This is a genomic window from Amycolatopsis sp. cg5, from assembly GCF_041346955.1.
GTDB lineage: Bacteria > Actinomycetota > Actinomycetes > Mycobacteriales > Pseudonocardiaceae > Amycolatopsis.
This window is the reverse complement of record NZ_CP166849.1, coordinates 6,744,377-6,761,979: the sequence shown is the minus strand read 5'-3', so window position 1 is coordinate 6,761,979 and position 17,603 is coordinate 6,744,377. Positions and strand designations below refer to the sequence as shown.

16 protein-coding genes are annotated in these 17,603 nt (G+C 69.5%); 7 read left to right on the top strand and 9 right to left on the bottom strand.

Features of this window, described 5'->3' with window-relative positions; all coding sequences use genetic code 11:
• Positions 1-71: 71 nt before the first annotated feature.
• The gene (locus tag AB5J62_RS30205) at positions 72-1,595 is read left to right on the top strand and encodes a S8 family serine peptidase (protein ID WP_370943353.1); all 1,524 of its coding nucleotides are present in this window, start codon (positions 72-74) and stop codon (positions 1,593-1,595) included.
• Complete coding sequence (locus tag AB5J62_RS30200; protein ID WP_370943352.1) at positions 1,595-3,112, top strand: S8 family serine peptidase; 1,518 nt, start codon at positions 1,595-1,597, stop codon at positions 3,110-3,112. Before AB5J62_RS30205 ends, AB5J62_RS30200 begins: the two co-directional genes overlap by 1 nt.
• A gap of 130 nt (positions 3,113-3,242) precedes the next feature.
• Here AB5J62_RS30200 and AB5J62_RS30195 read toward each other — a convergent pair whose 3' ends face one another.
• The 3 genes from AB5J62_RS30195 to yaaA all read right to left on the bottom strand — a co-directional run bounded on the left by AB5J62_RS30195 (position 3,243) and on the right by yaaA (position 7,123).
• Positions 3,243-4,772 carry a phytoene desaturase family protein gene (locus AB5J62_RS30195; RefSeq protein ID WP_370943351.1) on the bottom strand — a complete coding sequence of 510 codons (1,530 nt, stop codon included), beginning with the start codon at positions 4,770-4,772 and terminating at the stop codon, positions 3,243-3,245.
• Between the two features lie 68 nt (positions 4,773-4,840).
• A complete protein-coding gene (locus AB5J62_RS30190; protein ID WP_370943350.1) occupies positions 4,841-6,292 on the bottom strand; it encodes a trypsin-like serine protease in 1,452 nt (483 codons plus the stop codon).
• An 87-nt stretch (positions 6,293-6,379) separates the two neighbouring features.
• On the bottom strand, positions 6,380-7,123 hold the full coding sequence (yaaA, locus tag AB5J62_RS30185) for a peroxide stress protein YaaA (protein WP_370943349.1): 744 nt from the start codon (positions 7,121-7,123) through the stop codon (positions 6,380-6,382).
• A 65-nt stretch (positions 7,124-7,188) separates the two neighbouring features.
• Between yaaA and AB5J62_RS30180 the strand changes: the two genes are divergently transcribed.
• Complete coding sequence (locus AB5J62_RS30180; protein WP_370943348.1) at positions 7,189-8,154, top strand: GNAT family N-acetyltransferase; 966 nt, start codon at positions 7,189-7,191, stop codon at positions 8,152-8,154.
• A gap of 47 nt (positions 8,155-8,201) precedes the next feature.
• Entirely contained in the window at positions 8,202-9,122 is a 921-nt protein-coding gene (locus tag AB5J62_RS30175; protein WP_370943347.1) for a phosphotransferase family protein, read from the top strand.
• 622 nt (positions 9,123-9,744) lie between these two features.
• On the opposite strand, the gene AB5J62_RS30170 is transcribed toward AB5J62_RS30175, so the two are convergent.
• Together AB5J62_RS30170 and AB5J62_RS30165 are read right to left on the bottom strand one after the other, a co-directional pair.
• On the bottom strand, positions 9,745-10,641 hold the full coding sequence (locus AB5J62_RS30170) for a 2-hydroxyacid dehydrogenase (protein ID WP_370943346.1): 897 nt from the start codon (positions 10,639-10,641) through the stop codon (positions 9,745-9,747).
• 7 nt (positions 10,642-10,648) lie between these two features.
• Positions 10,649-11,002: a VOC family protein gene (locus AB5J62_RS30165; protein WP_370943345.1), complete on the bottom strand. Its 354-nt coding sequence runs from the start codon at positions 11,000-11,002 to the stop codon at positions 10,649-10,651.
• A 118-nt stretch (positions 11,003-11,120) separates the two neighbouring features.
• Here AB5J62_RS30165 and AB5J62_RS30160 point away from each other — a divergent pair, with 118 nt between their 5' ends.
• Both AB5J62_RS30160 and AB5J62_RS30155 read left to right on the top strand, forming a co-directional pair.
• On the top strand, positions 11,121-12,869 hold the full coding sequence (locus tag AB5J62_RS30160; protein ID WP_370943344.1) for a proline--tRNA ligase: 1,749 nt from the start codon (positions 11,121-11,123) through the stop codon (positions 12,867-12,869).
• Positions 12,870-12,874: 5 nt separating this feature from the next.
• Positions 12,875-13,615: a hypothetical protein gene (locus AB5J62_RS30155; RefSeq protein ID WP_370943342.1), complete on the top strand. Its 741-nt coding sequence runs from the start codon at positions 12,875-12,877 to the stop codon at positions 13,613-13,615.
• On the opposite strand, the gene AB5J62_RS30150 is transcribed toward AB5J62_RS30155, so the two are convergent.
• The 3 genes from AB5J62_RS30150 to AB5J62_RS30140 are packed head-to-tail and all read right to left on the bottom strand — an operon-like array spanning position 13,608 to position 16,100.
• On the bottom strand, positions 13,608-14,477 hold the full coding sequence (locus tag AB5J62_RS30150) for a hypothetical protein (RefSeq protein WP_370943341.1): 870 nt from the start codon (positions 14,475-14,477) through the stop codon (positions 13,608-13,610). The two genes, AB5J62_RS30155 and AB5J62_RS30150, sit on opposite strands and share 8 nt — an antisense overlap.
• A complete protein-coding gene (locus AB5J62_RS30145; protein WP_370943339.1) occupies positions 14,474-15,373 on the bottom strand; it encodes a hypothetical protein in 900 nt (299 codons plus the stop codon). Before AB5J62_RS30145 ends, AB5J62_RS30150 begins: the two co-directional genes overlap by 4 nt.
• Positions 15,374-15,392: 19 nt before the next feature.
• Positions 15,393-16,100: an HAD hydrolase-like protein gene (locus tag AB5J62_RS30140; RefSeq protein ID WP_370943338.1), complete on the bottom strand. Its 708-nt coding sequence runs from the start codon at positions 16,098-16,100 to the stop codon at positions 15,393-15,395.
• Between the two features lie 111 nt (positions 16,101-16,211).
• On the opposite strand from AB5J62_RS30140, the gene AB5J62_RS30135 reads away from it, so the two are divergent.
• Positions 16,212-17,159: an ABC transporter permease gene (locus AB5J62_RS30135; protein WP_370943337.1), complete on the top strand. Its 948-nt coding sequence runs from the start codon at positions 16,212-16,214 to the stop codon at positions 17,157-17,159.
• On the opposite strand, the gene AB5J62_RS30130 is transcribed toward AB5J62_RS30135, so the two are convergent.
• Positions 17,097-17,507 carry a secondary thiamine-phosphate synthase enzyme YjbQ gene (locus AB5J62_RS30130; RefSeq protein WP_370943335.1) on the bottom strand — a complete coding sequence of 137 codons (411 nt, stop codon included), beginning with the start codon at positions 17,505-17,507 and terminating at the stop codon, positions 17,097-17,099. The two genes, AB5J62_RS30135 and AB5J62_RS30130, sit on opposite strands and share 63 nt — an antisense overlap.
• Between the last annotated feature and the right edge of the window lie 96 nt (positions 17,508-17,603).

The window sequence follows — 17,603 nt, the reverse complement described above, 5'->3', positions numbered from 1 at the left end:
TCAATGCCTCGCTTGTTCGCACTCGCCGTCGCTTCGACAGTGGATCGACCACCTGAGTGAACGGAGTCCTGATGCGTGAACATCTAATCCCGGTCGCGCTGCTGCTGAGCGCGGTGACGTCGCTGGCGCTGGCCGCGCCGGCGTCGGCCGGTCCGGAGGGGACGATTCGCGGCGCGGGCGCCGAGGGCGCGGTGCCCGGCAGCTATGTCGTGGTGCTGAAGTCGGGCGCGCCGAGCCGCTTGACCGCGAAGTACGGCGGCAAGGTGACGCACACCTACGACGCGGCGCTGAAGGGCTTCGCGGTCCAGGCGAGCGAGACGCAGGCACGCAGGCTGGCCGCCGACCCCGATGTCGCCTACGTCGAGCAGGACGCCGTCGCGCACATCACGGACACCCAGAACAACCCCACCTGGGGGCTTGACCGGATCGACCAGAAGGACCTGCCGCTCGACTCGAAGTACAGCTACGCCAACAAAGGCGACGGTGCGACCGTCTACGTCGTCGACACCGGTGTAGACATGCGGCACACCGAGTTCGGCGGCCGCGCGACCAGTGGCTACGACTTCATCGACAACGACTCGGACGCGTCGGACTGCCAGGGCCACGGCACGCACGTCGCAGGCACGGTCGGCAGCGCGACCTACGGCGTGGCCAAGGGCGTGAAGATCGTCGCGGTCCGGGTGCTGAACTGCAGCGGGACCGGGCAGTACAGCCAGATCATCAGCGGCATCGACTGGGTCACGAAGAACGCGCGCAAGCCCGCGGTGCTCACGATGAGCCTGGGCGGCTCCGGCGACTCCAGTGTGGACAACGCGGTCAAGGGCGCGATCGCGGCCGGGATCACGAACACGGTCGCGGCGGGCAACGAGGGCCAGGACGCGTGCAACGTCTCGCCGGCCCGCACCCCGGAGGCGATCACGGTCGCGTCGAGTGACAACCAGGACAAGCGGTCGATCTTCAACTCGTCGCAGTCGTCGAACTACGGCACCTGCACCGACCTGTTCGGACCGGGCTCGAACATCACCTCGACGAAGAACGGCGGCGGCACCACGCAGATGAGCGGCACGTCGATGGCGACCCCGCACGTCGCGGGTGCGGCGGCGCTGTACCTGACGGCGAACCCGTCGGCGACGCCCGCCCAGGTGGCTTCGGCGCTGATCGACAACGCGACGCCGGGCAAGATCACCGACGTCAAGGGCTCGCCGAACAAGCTGCTGTACACCGGTTTCATCGGCGGCGGCACTCCTACGTGCTCGGGAGCCACGAACGGCGACGACGTGGCCATTCCGGACGCGGGCGCGGCCGTGACCAGCTCCGCGACCGTGAGCGGCTGCGACGGCAAGGCCACGTCGTCGACGCGCGTTTCCGTCGGTATCAAGCATTCCTACACCGGCGACCTGAAGATCGACCTCGTCGCGCCGAGCGGCGCCGTGATCCCGCTGAAGCAGGCTGGCGGCGCGAGCACGGTCGACCTGAGCACCACCTACACCGTCGACGCGTCGGCGGAGAACCGCAACGGCACGTGGAAGCTGCGCGTGCAGGACGTCTACCGCTACGACACCGGTTCCATCGACACGTTCGGGGTGAGTTTCTGATGCGGACAGTGCGGATCACGGCCATCGCGGGACTGCTGCTGCTGGCTTCGACGGGCACGGCGCTGGCCGCCGAGCCGGAAGGCGCCGTGGTCCAGGCCCGTGCGCACTTCGGCGACCAGTACATCGTCGTGCTGCAGGACGTCAGCGCGTCGGCGACGGACCTGGCCAGGCAGTACGGCGGGTCCGTCCGGTCGACGTACTCGGCCGCGCTGCGCGGATTTTCGGCGCACCTGACGGAAAAGCAGGCGCGGCGGCTGGCGGCCGACCGGTCGGTGAAGGCGGTGTACGAGGACGGCACCGCGCGGGTGGCGGACACCCAGAACAACCCGACCTGGGGCCTCGACCGGATCGACCAGAAGAACCTGCCGCGCGACAACAAGTACACGTACCCGAACAGCGGCGAGGGCGTCACGGTGTACGACCTCGACACCGGCATCAAGCCGGACAACCCGGAGTACGAGGGCCGCGCGTCGGTCGGCAAGGACTTCGTCGGCAGCGGCGGCAGTGACTGCAACGGCCACGGCTCGCACACCGCGGGCACCATCGGCAGCAAGACCTACGGCGTGGCCAAGAAGGCCAAGATCGTCGGCCTGAAGGTGCTCGGCGCCGACTGCACCGGCAACGGCCCCGACTCCGCCGCGGTCGACGCGATGGAATGGGTGACCGCCAACGGCGTCAAGCCCGCGGTGGCGAACATGAGCCTGCGGATGGACCAGGTCGGCCTCGGCGACGACGTGCTGAAGAAGTCCGTCGCGGCCGGGTTCGTCTACTCGGTGGCGGCGGGCAACGAGTCGCAGAACGCCTGCAACGTCAGCCCGGCGCGGGTCCCGGAGGCGATCACGGTCGGCGCCACGGACGAGAACGACAACAAGGCCTCGTTCTCCAACCTCGGCACCTGCGTCGACATTTTCGCGCCAGGCAACAACATCACCTCGCTCGGCCTGTCGAACGGCTCGTCGGCCAACATGAGCGGGACGTCCATGGCGACCCCGCACGTGACCGGCGCGGTCGCGCTCTACCTGGCGGCCAACAAGACCGCGACGCCGGCGCAGGTGCGCGACGCGCTGGTCGCGGGCGCCTCGGACGGCGTCATCAAGAACCCGGGCTCCGGCTCGCCCAACAAGCTGCTGAACGTGTCGTTCATCGGCGGCGGCGACCCGACGCCCACCTGCGGCGCGAAGTCGAACACGACCCCGGTGTCCATTCCGGACGCCGGCGCCGCGGTGACGTCCTCGATCACCCAGGACGCCTGCTCCGGCAAGGCTTCCGGCTCGCTTCCGGTCAAGGTCGACATCGCCCACCCATACTCGGCTGACCTGGTCATCGACCTGATCGGCCCGAGCGGCGCGGCCTACTCCCTGCAGAAGGCGGGCGGGGCTGTCTCACCCGGCGGCGTCCACACGACCTACTCGGTCAACGCGGCCACCGAAAACGCCAACGGCACCTGGAAACTCCGCGTCCAAGACGTCTACCGCTACGACGTCGGCTCCATCGAAGGGTTCTCGATCACCTTCTGACCCGGCTAAAACCCCAATGCGTCGTTTGGTACCTCCCACGTGCCGAACGACGCATTGGGGTTCTGGGAGGGACCGAAGGACGCATTGGGGACGTGCCAGGGACCGAAGGACGCATTGGGATTTTTTTTGACTAGGCCTGGAGGATGGCCATGGCCGCGTTGTGGCCGGGGATCCCGCTGACCCCGCCGCCCCGCTGGGCGCCCGCGCCGCACAGGAGCACCCGGTCATGGGCGGTTTCGACGCCCCACTTGCCGACCATCGCGGGGTCCGAAGCGTAGGGCCACGACAGGTCCCGGTGGAAGATGTGACCGGCGGGCAAGCCCAGTTCGGCTTCGAGGTCCAGCGGTGTTTTCGCTTCTATGCAAGGGTTCCCGGCCGGGTCGACCCACAGGCAGTCCTCGATCGGCTCCGCGAGCACGCTGTTCAGCGAGGCCAGAGTCGCCTTCAGTGCCTCGGCGCGAGCGGCATCGTTGCGGCCGGTGAAGAGGCGCGCGGGCATGTGCAGGCCGAACAGGGTCAGCGTCTGCGCGCCCGCCGCTCGCTCCAAAGGTCCCAGGATCGTCGGGTCGGTCAGCGAGTGGCAGTAGATCTCGCACGGTGGCAGCGCCGGGATTTCGCCGGAGTAAGCCGAATCGTAGGCCGTGGCCAGCTGTGAGTAGGTCTCATTGACGTGGAACGTCCCGCCGAACGCCTCGCGCGGGTCCACAGTGGAGTCACGCAGCCGCGGCAGACGCGAGAGGACCATGTTCACCTTGAGCTGGGCGCCTTCGGGGGTTTCCGTCGGCGATTCGCCGAGCAGGCGCGCCAGTACGGGCGGGGCGACGTTGGCGAGGACATGGCCGCCGCGCACCACGTGCTCGGCGTCGCCGTGGCGGTAGCGGACCTCGCCGGACGGGTCGATCGACAGCACCTCGGCGCCGGGCAGGAGTGTCGCGCCCGCGGTGCGCGCGACGTCGGCGAGTGAGCCGGTGACCGCGCCCATGCCGCCGACCGGGACGTCCCAGTCGCCGGTCTCGTTGCCGATCAGGTGATAGAGCATGCAGCGGTTCTGTCGCAGCTCGGCGTCGTCGGCGGGCGCGAACGTGCCGATCAGCGCGTCGGTCAGCACCACGCCGCGGACGGTGTCGTCGCCGAACGTCTCCTCGAGTGTCCCGCTGATCGGGCGCTCGAACAACGCGTCCCACGCCGCGTCGTCGCCGACGCGCGCTCGCAGCTCTTCCTTACTGGGCAAGGGTTCCGTCAACGTCGAGAAGGTACGTTCCGCCACCCGCGCGGTCATGCCGTAGAACCGGTTCCAGGCCTCGAAGTCCCGCGACGACCCGGTGATCGTGGCGAACGACCCGGCCGTGCGCTCGGCGTCGCCGGTGTCGACCAGCAGGCCGCCGTCGCCGACCGGCGTGTACGACGACATCCGGCGCCGCCGCAGGTCCACCGGCAGGCCCAGATCGGCGATGACCTTCTTCGGCAGCAGGCTGACCAGGTACGAGTAGCGCGAAAGCCGCACATCGACGCCGGGGAACGCGCGGAACGACACCGCCGCACCGCCGACCTCGTCGCGGCGCTCCAGCACGAGGACGCTCCGCCCGCTCCGGGCCAGGTAACTCGCCGCCACCAGCCCGTTGTGCCCGCCGCCGACGACCACCGCGTCGTAGTCCATCAAAGGTCCTCCTCATACCGGTACGCCGCGACCATCGTGGCCGCGGCGTACCGGGTGAGACAAGAGGACTGTCAGGACACGTTCAGGGTGTACGTCGCCGTGCCGGTCTTGCCGGACGAGTCGGTCGCGGTGATCGTCACCTGGTAGGTGCCCGCCTGGAACGGCGCCACGACCTGCATGGTCGAGCTGCCGCCGCTGCTGATCGTCGACGGGTTGAAGAACGGCGCGAACGGCAGGCCGCTACCGCTGGCCTTGAGCGAGAGGCTGCCGGAGCCGCCGGTCGCCGAGACCGTCGCCGAGGCGAAGAAACCGGGCCGCACGCTGCCGCTGCCGGGGTTGACGGTGACCTTGATGTCGCCGGTCGGCGGGGTGCCGGTGCCGACGGTCAGAGTCAGCGTCGTGGTGGCGGTGTCCGCGGTGCCCTTGCCGGAGATGGTGATCGGGTAGTCGCGCTGCGGGGTGTTCGCGGCGGTCTCGATGGTCACCTTGGCGCTGTCACCGGAGTTGATCGACGCGGGCTGGAACGTCGCCGTCGCGCCCTCGGGCAGGCCCGACGCGGTCAGGTCGACCTTCTCGCTGCCGTTGGTGCCCGCCTTGCTGGTCACCGTGGCCGAGACGTACTTGCCGGGGTCGACCTTCACCGAGCCGGGCGTGACGGCGAGGGTGAACTTGTCCTGCGTCGGCGGGGTGCCGATCTGCTGCTGGACCCAGTCGCCCATGTCGTTGTTGAGCCTGCCGTAGATGCTGTACCACTTGAAGTCGCTGCGGCTCCACGACGCGACACCGGCCACCTTGCCGTCGATGATCAGCGGGCCGCCGCTGTCGCCGGGCAGGATCGTCGGGTTGCCGTCGGCGAACCCGGCGCAGATCATCGTCGCCGGCTTCACGCCGTTGCCGACGCCGGTGCACTGGCCGGGGTCACGGACCGGCAGTGTCGCTTTGTCGACCGTGACGTCCTTGGAGTCGTCGTTGAAGTCCTTCTTGCCGTAGCCGACGCCGACCCCGCTCTTGCCCGGCTTCGACAGCTCGGTGTCCGACGAGGTCGCGACCTTGGCGTACTGGCCGTTCGGCACCGGGATGTCCGCGTCGGTGGTGACCACCGCGACGTCGTAGCCCTGGTCGAAGTTGACGTACTTCGGGTGCGTGTCGTAGCTGACGACGCCGACGGTCGTGCCGCCGCCCGCGTTGAGGTCGTCACGGCCGTACACGAAGGTCTTCTTGCCCTCGGCCGCCTTGCAGTGCGCGGCGATCAGGATCTTGCGCGGCGCGACGACCGAGCCGGTGCAGGTCTGGCCCTGCGGACGCGAGCCGCCTTCACGAAGCCCGGCGATGATGAAGGGGAACTCCTTCACCGAACTGTCCTGGCCGTTGTAGAACTGCGTGCGCATCGTCGGCGGGATGTGCACGTCGCCGGTCGGGGCGACCGCGGCCGACGGCTCCGCGGCGGCCACTGGGCCAGGGAGCGCGGCGACGATGCCCAGGCCGAGCGCGCACAGCCCCAGTACTCGGTGAGTTCGTTTCACGGTGATTCCTTTCCGATGATCCTGCGGCCACTGTCCGTGGCCGCGGTGCGCGGAACAATCGGGGAGGAAATCCGTAGGGGTACTGAACTATTGATGGTCCGTGACGAGTTCGAGCTTCCGCTCGCCGGTCCGCTCGACGCGCAGCCCGGCCTTGCCGATCAGTTTGACCAGCCCGTCCACAGTGGACGGCTCACGGCTCGCGGTGGCCAGCACGGCGGCGAGCTTTCCCTTGTAGGACTTGTTGAAGTGGCTGACGGTCTTGCGCACGCCGCTCACGTCGGTCACCACGCGCACGTCCACCGCGCCCGGGATGCGGGCCAGCGCCGAGTACGCGCCGGAGCGCAGGTCGACGATCAGGTCGTCCATGCTCTCGAAAACCGGTTCCAGCGTCGGGCGCCACAGGCCGCGCAACGTGCCGAGCGAGGGCATCGAGGTGTTGCCGGAGAGGCGGTACGCGGGGATGCGGTCCTCGGCCCTGACGATCCCGAACAGCGCCGACGCCACCGCGAGGCGCTTGTTCGCCTTGGCGAGCGCCGGCTTCGAGAAGCTGCCGATGTCGAGCGCGTCGTAGAGGACGCCGGTGTAGCGCTCCAGCCCTGGCAGCGTCGGCGAGGTCCACAGCTCGGCGTTGCGGGTGATCTCGTCGGTCTGGTTCGGCGTGATGCCGAGTGTGGTGATGCTGGCGGGGATGTCGGCGGCGAGCCCGTGCAGCGCGTCAGCGAGCTTGCGGCGGACCGGGGTCAGCTCGGGATGCGACAGCGAGTCCAGGTCCAGTGACGGGCCGTTGCCGCCGAGGGCCTTGGTTTCGGAAGGGGGGAGGAGCACCAGCACGCCCTAAAGGGTAGACGTGCGTAAATCGGATGCGGCGGCCGGAGGCGCGAGCTTAGCCTCGATCCATGGAACTGCAGTGGCGCCCCTTGCGGCTTGACGACACCGTGCAGCTGGCCAAGGTCTTCGCCGCTTCCGAAGCGCTCGACCCGACCGGCGAGCACTACAGCGCCGACGATCTTCGCGAGGAGTACGACAGTCCTCTCCTGGACTTGGACGAGGCGTCCATCGCGGGCTGGGACGGCGATCGGCTCGTCGCTTACGGCCTGGTCCAGCGCCGTGAGGAGGCCAACCCCGAGCACAAGATGCGCGTCGAGGGAATGGCCCACCCCGACTATCGCCTGCCCGAGGTGGCCGAGTACCTGGCGGACTTCTTCGTGCGCGCCGGCAAGCGCGTCCACGCGAAGACGTTCCCGGACGCGCCGCTCGAGTTGCACGGCCACGCGTCGGAAACCCAGGCCTGGATGACGGGCGTGTTCGAAAACCACGGCTACCGCCGGTCGCGGACCCTCATCGACATGCGCGCGCCCTTCGAAACGCTCCCGGCGGCGCGGCCGCTGCCCGTCGAGTTGCCGCTCGTGCCGTACGAGGACAAGTACGAGGAGCTCACCCGGCTGGCGGTCAACGAGACCTTCGCCGGGCATTGGGGCAGCGCCGCGCAGTCACCGGAAGGCTTCCGCCACAACATCACCGGCCACAAGGACTTCCGGCCCGACCTGTCCTTCCTGCTGCTGTCGCCGGAGCGGGACGAGGTCGTCGCCTACGTGCTGAGCGCCTTCTTCGCGTCCGACGCCGAGGCGACCGGTGTCCGCGAGCTCTATGTCAGCCACGTCGGCACGCGAACGGCGTTGCGCGGGCGTGGCGTGGCGACGGCATTGCTCGGCCACACCCTCGCCGAAGCCAAGGCGAGCGGCTTCCAGCGGTCCGTGCTCAACGTCGATCTCGAGAACGTCAACGGCGCGCTCGGGATCTACGAAAGGTGTGGTTACGGCGTCGACATGCGGTGGTTCAACTTCATTCACCCGGTCGAGTGAGCACCCGGTACCCTTGCCCAGGTCGGTGAGGGTTTCTGGGGGGTGCGATGCAAGCGGGCTGGCAGGATCTCCCGCTCCCGATCCGTGCCGCCGTCGAGCGGAGCCTCGGGTCTCCGGTCACCCGTTCACTCCGCCAATCACCCGAGTTCGACGGCGGCGTCGCGTCACGCCTGCACCTCGAAGACGGCCGCTGGGTCTTTCTCAAGGCGCTGCCGTCGTATAGCCAGCGCGTCGGCGGCTACCGCGCGGAGGCCGAGGTGGCGGGCTCGCTGCCCGCCTCGGCGCCGGTGCCGCAGCTGCTGTCCCTTGTGGACGGTGAGTGGTACGTGCTGGTGTTCTCGGACATCGAGGGCACCCGCCCGAAGCTGCGCCCCGGTTCGCCCGACGTCTCGGCCGCGCTCACCGCTTTGGGCGCTCTCGCACGGACACTCACGCCATGCCCCGTCGAGTCGGCCCCCAGCGCGCTCGACGACCTCGGCCCGCTGCTGAACGGCTGGCGCGAGCTGCGCCTCGACCCACCGCGCGACCTCGACGCCTGGTGCGCCCGCAACCTCGACGCCCTCGTCGCGATGGAGACCTCGTGGCACCCCTGGGCCGAGGGGGACACGTTGCTGCACAACGACTTGAACCCGTCGAACCTGGTGCTGACCGGACCTGGCCGGGTGCTCGTGATCAACTGGCGCTACCCGGCGCGTGGCGCCGCTTGGCTGGACCTGGTCTCCCTGGTGCCGCACATGCTCGCGGCCGGTCAGGACCCGTCGGATGTGGACCGCCTCCTGCGCCGCCGCCCTGCCCTGACAGGCATTCCGGCCTGGGCGGTGACTGCTTTCGGGGTGGCTCTCGCCGGGCATGCCGAACGCAGCTGCCGCCTGCCCGAGCCGCCCGGGACGACCGGCGTGCGCGTCTACCAAGAACGCCTGGCCACGGTCACCCGCCGCTGGGTCGCCTCGCGCACCCTGTGGACCTAAAGGCTCGTGAGCGTTGCGGGCGGTTCTATTGAGCGGTAACCCAAAGGTGGTGCGTCGGCCGCGGTCGCGGGCTCGCCGGGCACCAGGTCCGGGAGCGAGGGATGTGCGAGTGGTAACTCTGCTGCATCTAGCGGAGCAGAGTCACCACTCGCGGATAGCCGAGGGCTGTGGTGCGCGGGATAAAGCCCGCTTTACTCCGCGAGGGTCATGAATGTTGCGGGTGCGAGGGCTGAAGCGAGGGGACCCCTCAGTGCGCATATCGCACCCAGGGGTCCCCTCGCACCCCCGGTTCGACCGGCGCCTTCGCGACCACACGAACGGACGTGTCCGAACACCAACACACCACCTTTGACCTTCCCCTCAATAACCGCCCTAAACGCTCACGACCCATGCGTTCCCGGGCACCCGCCTGTATGAAGGCTCCCTTCATACAAGTCTGGGTGTATGAGGGGAGCCTTCATCGCGTATAGCTGTATGAGGGGAGCCTTCATACAAGTCCGGGTTGTATGAGGGGAGCCTTCATACAAGCCAAGCTGGGCGAGGGAAGCCCCGCGTCTAGGACGTAACCACGCCCAGCTCAGGGGTCGTGAGTGGTATGGCCGGTTCTAACCGGCCATACCACTCACGACCCTTTGACCAAGTGCAGCAAGGGTTCCCCGGCGTCGAAGCGGCGCAGCTGCTCTTCGACCAGGCGCTTCGCGCGCGGGTAGAACGAAGCTGACCCGCCCGCGATGTGCGGCGTCAGTATCACGCTCGGGATCGTCCACAAAGGATGGTCGCTCGGCAGCGGCTCGGGGTCCATCACGTCCAGCGCCGCCCGAAGCCGCCCCGACGAGGTCTCGGCGACCAAAGCGTCGGTCACCACCGCGGACCCTCGTCCGACGTTCACGACCAGGGCGTCATCGGGCAGCCGCGCCAGCTCGGCCGCGCCCAACAGCCCACGCGTGGAAGCCGTGTCGGGCAGGATCAGGACGACGATGTCGGCCGACGGCAGCAAAGACGCCAGCTCCGAGATCGCGTGCACGCCTGGGCGCGCCGACGAGGCCACCGGCGTCACGAGGGCCTCGGCCGCCAGCAGCTGCCGCGAGATCGCCTGGCCGATTCCGCCGTACCCGATCAGCAGCACCCGGCTGTCCGCGAGCGACCGGGTGTGCTCCCGCGACCACACCCCGGCCGCCTGCTGCCGGATCCAGCGCGGCAGGTCCCGCTGCGAGGCGTGGATCAGCGCCAACGCGTGCTCCGCGACGCTCAGGTCGTGCAGACCCTGCCCGTTGCACAGCTGCACGCCGGCGGGCAGCAGGGGGCGGACCTTGTCCACCCCGGCGGACAGCGACTGCACGGCGCGCAGCGAGGGCAGGCGGCCGAGCAGCTCGAAGGGCTTCGGGTACGTGTCGTACGGCAGGACGTAGAACTCGACGTCGCCGAGCGAGGCGGGGAAGTCGCCTCGGCCGTCGTACACCTCGGCCGGGAGGCCTGCGGGCACGTCGAGATCGGACCAGGGGATGAGTACGCGAGTCACCTGATCATCATGCGTGAGCGGCGCCGACGCAGAACTCGTTGCCCTCCGGATCGGTCAGTACCGTCCAGCCGAAGCCGGGTACCTCGTGCTTGCCCACCTCCTTCGCGCCGAGGCCGACCAGGCGCGCGACCTCGCCGGCCGAGTCCTCGGTGGTCAGGTCGAGGTGGAGCCGGTTCTTGCCCGCGCGGGGCTCCGGGACACGCTGGATGCCGATCGCGACCGGGCTCGCCTCGGACGACAGGACCAGGTACTCGCCGAAGAAGTCCTGGCTGACCGCCAGGCCGAGCGCCTCGGTCCAGAACGCGGCCAGCGCGCGCGGATCCTCGCAGTCGATGGTGATCATGCCTACTTGAAGAGTCATACCCGGCACGCTAGACCCGGGCACCGACAAAACCGGATAACCGGTTGAGGCGGCCCCCACCCCCTTGACTAGGCTGCTGAGAACGTATATCCGGCCGTTTGCCGCGAGGAGCCCAGAAGTGATCACCAGGATGTCGGCGTTGTTCCTTCGCACACTGCGCGAGGACCCGGCGGACGCCGAAGTGCCGAGCCACCGGCTGCTGGTGCGCGCCGGCTATGTCCGCCGAGTCGCGCCGGGCGGATACTCCTGGCTGCCGCTGGGCCTGCGGGTGCTGCGCAAGATCGAGAACGTCGTCCGCGACGAGATGAACGCGATCGGCGCGCAGGAGATCCAGTTCCCCGCGCTGCTGCCGAAGGAGCCCTACGAGGCCACCGGCCGCTGGACGGAGTACGGCGACAGCCTCTTCCGCCTCAAGGACCGCAAGGGCGGCGACTACCTGCTCGGCCCGACGCACGAGGAGCTCTTCGCGCTCACCGTGAAGGGCGAGTACAGCTCGTACAAGGATTACCCGGTCGTCCTGTACCAAATCCAGACCAAGTACCGCGACGAGGCGCGTCCCCGCGCGGGCATCCTGCGCGGGCGCGAGTTCGTCATGAAGGACTCGTACTCCTTCGACCTCGACGACGCCGGCCTGGAGACGTCGTACCAGGCGCACCGCGAGGCCTACACCAAGCTGTTCGACCGGCTCGGCATCGAGTACGTGGTCGTCAAGGCGACCTCCGGCGCGATGGGCGGTTCGGCGTCCGAGGAGTTCCTCGCCGTCGCCGAAACGGGTGAAGACACCTACGTCCGCAGCACCGACTCCGGCTACGCGGCCAACGTCGAGGCGGTCACCACGCCCGCGCCCGCCGCGCAGCCGATCGAGGGCCGTCCCGAGGCGCAGGTCCACCACACGCCCAACACGCCGACCATCGAGAGCCTGGTCAACTTCCTGAACGGGGCGGACCTCGGACGTCAGTTCACCGCGGCCGACACGCTCAAGAACGTGCTGGTCAAGACCCGCAAGCCGGGCTCGAAGGAGTGGGAGCTGCTCGCCATCGGGCTCCCCGGCGACCGCGAGGTCGACGCCAAGCGCCTCGAGGCCGCGCTGGAGCCCGCCGAGTTCGAGCTGCTCGAAGAGGCCGACTTCGCCAAGAACCCCTTCCTGATCAAGGGGTACATCGGCCCGAAGGCGCTCAAGGACAACGGCGTGCGCTACCTCGTCGATCCCCGCGTCGTCGACGGCACCGCCTGGGTCACCGGCGCCGACGAGAAGGACCACCACGTCGTCGACCTGCTCGCCGGGCGTGACTTCGTCGCCGACGGCACCATCGAGGCCGCCGAGGTCCGCGAGGGCGACGCCTCGCCCGACGGCCAGGGGACACTGGTCGCCGCGCGCGGCATCGAGATCGGCCACATCTTCCAGCTCGGCCGCAAGTACGCGGACGCGTTCGAGCTCGACGCGCTCGGCCCCGACTCGAAGCCCATCCGGATCACCATGGGCTCGTACGGCGTCGGCGTCTCGCGGCTGGTCGGCGTGCTCGCCGAGCAGAACCACGACGACATCGGCCTGATCTGGCCGCGTGAGGTCGCGCCCGCCGACGTGCACATCGTCATCGCGGGCAAGGACGAGACGATCGCCGCGGGCGCCGAGAAGATCGCAGCCGAGCTGGACGCCGCCGGGGTCGAGGTCATCCTCGACGACCGCAAGGCGACCCCGGGCGTCAAGTTCGCCGATGCCGAGCTCGTCGGCGTGCCGACCATCCTGGTGGTCGGCCGCGGGCTGGCCAACGGCGTGGTCGAGGTCAAGGACCGGCGCACCGGCGACCGCGAGGAGATCGCGGTCGACAGCGTCGTCGAGCACCTGGTCAAGGTGACCGGACACTAAGGGGGATGACGGTGGGCGGGAAGCGGCTGAAGGTTTCGCTGGTTCTCGCCGCCGTCGTTCTGCTCGGCACCGTCGGATACGTCGGGTTTCGCCTGTTTTCACCCGACGAACCCGCCCACACCGACTCGCGCAACGTCCGCGTCCCGTATTCACGGCCGCCGACCGTCGTCGTGCCGCCGGTGGTGCCCGGCTGGCAGTCGGTCGCCGGGCGTGACGGGTCCTACGCCTACGACGTCCCGCCGGACTGGACGCCGAAGCCGGAGACCATGCGCAACTGGAAGGCCGACGGCCGCGGCCCGGTGCTGCGGCTCGCGCGCCCCGCGTACCACGGCAAGGGGTACTGCGAGAGCGACCGTGACCGCCCGCGCGGCGGCACCGGTGTCGCCACCTCCAAGGCGCCGGATCCCTCGGTGAAGATCGCCACCGAGCTCGCCAAGCACGTGTACGGCGACGCGAAGCTCACGGTCGAGCCCTCGCAGGAGACCCAGATTTCCTTCGAGCACGGCAAAACCCGGCCGGGGATCATCACGATGATCGAGGTGACCCCCGAACCGGGCGACTGCGAACCGGCCAAGGCCTACGTCGGCGCCATCTCCATCGCCTCCGGCGAGAACGGCAACCCGAAGTGCGCGGTCATGGCCGTCTACTCGGACGACACCATGAGCCGCGACCAGGTGCTGCAGATTCTGAAGAGCTACCGCTGGGTCCCGCCTGCCAACCGCACCACGACGGTTCCGCCTAGGTAGTCGGCCTGATCGTCGAGATGATCTCGTCGGAGACGGCGTTCGGCAGCGCGTTCGAAACCTCTTGGTCGGCCAGGATCATGTGCACCGAATAGCGCCCGGACGCCGGGTCGGTGCTCAGCGGCAGCGCGACCGCCGTGATGGTCGCACTCGGTGCGCCACAAGGGGAAGGTTCCGCCGGGTGGATGGTCGCGGTGATCTCCGTGGCCTCGACCGAGCTCGCGAACACCCGCACGGCGCGCGGGTCCGAGAGCGTCACCTCCGGCCGGAGCATCCCGTCCGCGGAGCTGAACGCCGCGTCCGCCCACTGCAGCACCGACTCGCGCGCGGCGTCACGCGGGCTGCGGACCTCGTCGCTGCCGATCGTGCTGAACCCGGTCTGCGCACGCGACGAGACGTCCTGCGCCGCGCAGAAGCCGTTCTGATAGTGCGCGACACCGTGCAGTGACAGCGGATTGCCGTTCGGGTCCTCCAGCGCCAGCACCATGCCCGCGTCCTCGACCGCCCAGTCCGGCGGCACGTCGTAGACGAACGGGTTGTCGTCGGCCGTGACCGGCCGCCAGCCGATGATCGACGGCACCACCTGCGGCCGTCCCGGTTCGGCGATCACCGGCCGCGGCGGGGGAGCGGCCTGCTGGGTCGAACCGCCGAACATCACCACGACCAGCAGGAACGACAGCATCGTGAGCCCGCCTGCGACGGAAAGTCCCACGCGCAGCGGGTTGTCCAGTATCGGCCGGTCGGGTGCGGGCACCTCGACCGGCGGCGCCATCGGGAAGGGCTCCGGTTCCGGAGCAGGGGGCAGCGGCCGCCCGGTGAGCGGATCGACGAAGCACACCGGCTCCTCGGGCGGCCACGTGCTCACTTCAGCGGCCTCAGGCTCGCGATGATCTTCTTGGCGTCCTCGGCGGGCAGCGAGTCCGGTGTGCCCTGGTCGACGGTGATCAGGAAACACGTTGTCTTGTCGCCGTTCTTGAACGCCGCGGACAGCACGAGCACGTTCGGCGCGCGGCATTCCTCGGAGGCGGGCGAGGTGAACGTCACCGTCGAGCTGCTGGCCTGCAGCGAGCCGCCCGCGATGGGCACCTGGCTGACCGGCGGGTCCGCGATCTGCGGCGGCTGGGTGTCCTTTTCGGTGCTGCCCGCGATGGCCCACGCCTTGGCGGCCTTCATCGCGGCCTCTTCCGGCGCCATCTGGTCGACGGTCACGAAGCCGAGCCTGCCGCGGTTGGAACCGCGTGATTCCGGGCAGGCGCCCGCTTTGTACGTCATCGATTCGTGCATGATGACCTTGGTCGGGCCTTCGTCGTAGCCTGCGGACCTGCCTGGCTTGGTGTCGAAGCCCGCGGGGATGTCGTACGCCGCACCGTCCTTAATGGACTTCAGCCCCTGCCAGCCAGGCGTTGTCGACTCGGTCTTGTTGTCCGGCACCCCGCTCGACGACGGGGACGGCGGCGGTGGCGCGGAGGTCGGCGCGGGCGGCGGCGCCGCCCGCTGCTCGTCCTTGCTGGTCAACACGAACAGCATGGTGATGCCCACCGCGATCACGATGACCAGCGCGACGGCCGCGATCCACAGCCCGGTCTTCTTCTTGGGCGGCTCCGGCGGCGGGTAGCCGCCGAAACCCTGCTGCGGCTCCAGTTGATATTGCTGCGTCTGGCCGAACGGCTGTTGGTACTGCTGGTCGTACGCTTGCGGAAAGCCCTGCTGGTAGGGCTGCTGGGGCTGATTCGGCCAGCCCTGGCCCCCTGGGTTCGACATGCGGGCAGCTTAAACCGGCTCAAACCCCCGTGCCGAGCAGTGCGGTGTGAACCGCGCCCGTGTCCGAAAGATCGGCCAGCACGGTGTGCGCGCCCGCGTCGCGCAGCTCGTCCGCCGTGTACTTGCCCGTCGCCACCGCGACGGCCACCGCGCCGTGGTCCAGCGCGGCCGCCACGTCGTTCGGGGTGTCGCCGACGACGACCACCGACGAGTACGCGAACTCGACGCCGTGCTTGGCGCCGGCGGCCGCGACCGCGTGCGGCACGAGATCGGGCCGGTGCGCGGAAAGTGAGCCGTAGCCACCGATTTCGAAGTCGACGTGCGCGTGCAGGCCGAACGCGGAGAGCTTGTGCCGCGAGATCTCCGGCAGGTTCCCGGTCACCAGCGACTGCACGATCCCGCCCAGACCGGCCACAGTGGACAGTGCGGTGCCCGCGCCGGGCAGCGCGCGGCCGAACCGGGTCAGCGTGGGCAGCGCGCGCTCCGAGATGTCGATCAGCGACGCCCACATCCTGGCGATCGTGTCTTCGGTCACGTCGATGCCGTGCCGGGTGAGGATGTCGGTCGTGATGGCCCGTTCGGTCTGGCCCGCGAAGTACGGCTGCTCGCGCAGTTCGACCCCGGTCGCCGCGGACAGCGCGGTCCGGTACCACTGCGCGCCGACCCCGCTGAGGTCGACGAGCGTCTGATCGATGTCCCAGAGCACCAGCCGGTGCGGAGTAGTCACGTGAGCGACGGTACCCGGCCGGACTTATTCAACGCGTGTTGATTTCTTGGCGGACCCGGGCTACGGTTGCGCTCAATTAATTCATCAAGCGACGAATAAATGGAGGTCGCGATGTCCGGTCGACTCCCGCTGCTGGCGGCGTTCGCCGGCGCGCTGGTGGCCGTGGTGCTGGGGTTTCTCACCTTCGGCGCGCAGGCGACGGTGGCGCCGGACCATGTCCCGGTGGCCGTGACGGGCCCGATGGCCGAGAAGCTGGCCGCGCACGGCGGCGACGCGCTCGCCTGGCGGGTCACCACGCCGTCGGAGGGACGGCGGATGCTGGAGGACAAGGAGGTCTACGGCCTGCTCGACCTCACCGGCGGCCAGGCGACCGTGCTGGTCTCCGGCGCGGTGAACCCGTCCGGCACGCAGGTCGCGCAGCAGGCGCTGACCGGGGTGGCGCAGGCGCTGACCAGCGCGGTCAAGGTCGAGACGCTGCACCCGGCCGGCGCGGCGGGGCGTGCGGTGCCGCTGGCGTTGAGCGCGCTCGCCTGGGTCGGCGCGCTGGCCGCCGGCGCGATACTCGCCTTGCGTGGCAAGCCGGGGACGGGTGCGCGGTTCGCGCAGGTGCTCGGGTCCGGCGTCCTGCTGACCGGTGTGCTCGCGGGCTTCGTGAAGCTGTGGGACTCGTCGCTGCCGCTCGGCTGGGACGTGCTCGGCTTCGTTTTCCTTGCCGCGACGGCGTTCGCGGCACTGCAGGCGGGGTTGCTGCGGCTGCTCGGCATCCGCGCGATGGCGGTACTCGGCCCGCTGTACCTCGTCGCGCCCGCCGTCGCCGGTCAGGTTCCGGAGCTGTTGAACCCGGCCTACCGCGCGTTGCTGTGGTCGTGGACGCCGTTCCGGTTCTCGACCGAGGGCCTGCGGAGCCTGTTGCAGGGCGCGACGGACGCGCCGGACATCATGACCGGCGTGTGGGTGCTCACCGGGCTGCTGGCGGCGGGCGTCGTCGTGCTGCTGCTACCCGGGAAGCAGGCTGAACCGCACGCGGCGCACGGGGTTGTCGAGGTTGGTGTCCACTAGGCAGATCGACTGCCAGGTGCCCAGCGCCAGCACCCCGCCGAGCACGGGGACGGTGGCGTACGGCGGCACCAGCGCGGGGAGCACGTGGTCACGGCCGTGACCGGCGCTGCCGTGCTGGTGCCGCCAGCGTTCGTCGCGGGGCAGGATGCCGTCGAGCGCGGTGAGCAGGTCGTCGTCGCTGCCGGCGCCGGTTTCGAGGATCGCCAGCCCGGCCGTCGCGTGCGGGACCCAGACGTGCAGCAGGCCGTCCTCGGCGTCGGCCTCGGTGAGGAAGCGCTCGGCGTCACGGGTCAGGTCGTGCACGACCGCGCGGTTGCCGGTGCGCACCTCGATCTCGACGGAGTACATGGCTGCCACCGTACGACGTTCGGCCGTTGACGCCCGGGTGACACCGTCGCTAGCGTGCGTTCGGCCCGCCAGCCAGCGTTCACATTCATGAATTGA

What these genes read in the sequence shown, in the direction of transcription:
- AB5J62_RS30205 (WP_370943353.1), top strand. Translation starts at nt 72, where the DNA reads ATGCGTGAACATCTAATCCCGGTCGCGCTGCTGCTGAGCGCGGTGACG.
- AB5J62_RS30200 (WP_370943352.1), top strand. Translation starts at nt 1,595, where the DNA reads ATGCGGACAGTGCGGATCACGGCCATCGCGGGACTGCTGCTGCTGGCT.
- AB5J62_RS30180 (WP_370943348.1), top strand. Translation starts at nt 7,189, where the DNA reads ATGGAACTGCAGTGGCGCCCCTTGCGGCTTGACGACACCGTGCAGCTG.
- AB5J62_RS30175 (WP_370943347.1), top strand. Translation starts at nt 8,202, where the DNA reads ATGCAAGCGGGCTGGCAGGATCTCCCGCTCCCGATCCGTGCCGCCGTC.
- AB5J62_RS30165 (WP_370943345.1), bottom strand. Translation starts at nt 11,002, where the DNA reads ATGACTCTTCAAGTAGGCATGATCACCATCGACTGCGAGGATCCGCGC.
- AB5J62_RS30155 (WP_370943342.1), top strand. Translation starts at nt 12,875, where the DNA reads ATGACGGTGGGCGGGAAGCGGCTGAAGGTTTCGCTGGTTCTCGCCGCC.
- AB5J62_RS30145 (WP_370943339.1), bottom strand. Translation starts at nt 15,373, where the DNA reads ATGTCGAACCCAGGGGGCCAGGGCTGGCCGAATCAGCCCCAGCAGCCC.
- AB5J62_RS30135 (WP_370943337.1), top strand. Translation starts at nt 16,212, where the DNA reads ATGTCCGGTCGACTCCCGCTGCTGGCGGCGTTCGCCGGCGCGCTGGTG.
- AB5J62_RS30130 (WP_370943335.1), bottom strand. Translation starts at nt 17,507, where the DNA reads ATGTACTCCGTCGAGATCGAGGTGCGCACCGGCAACCGCGCGGTCGTG.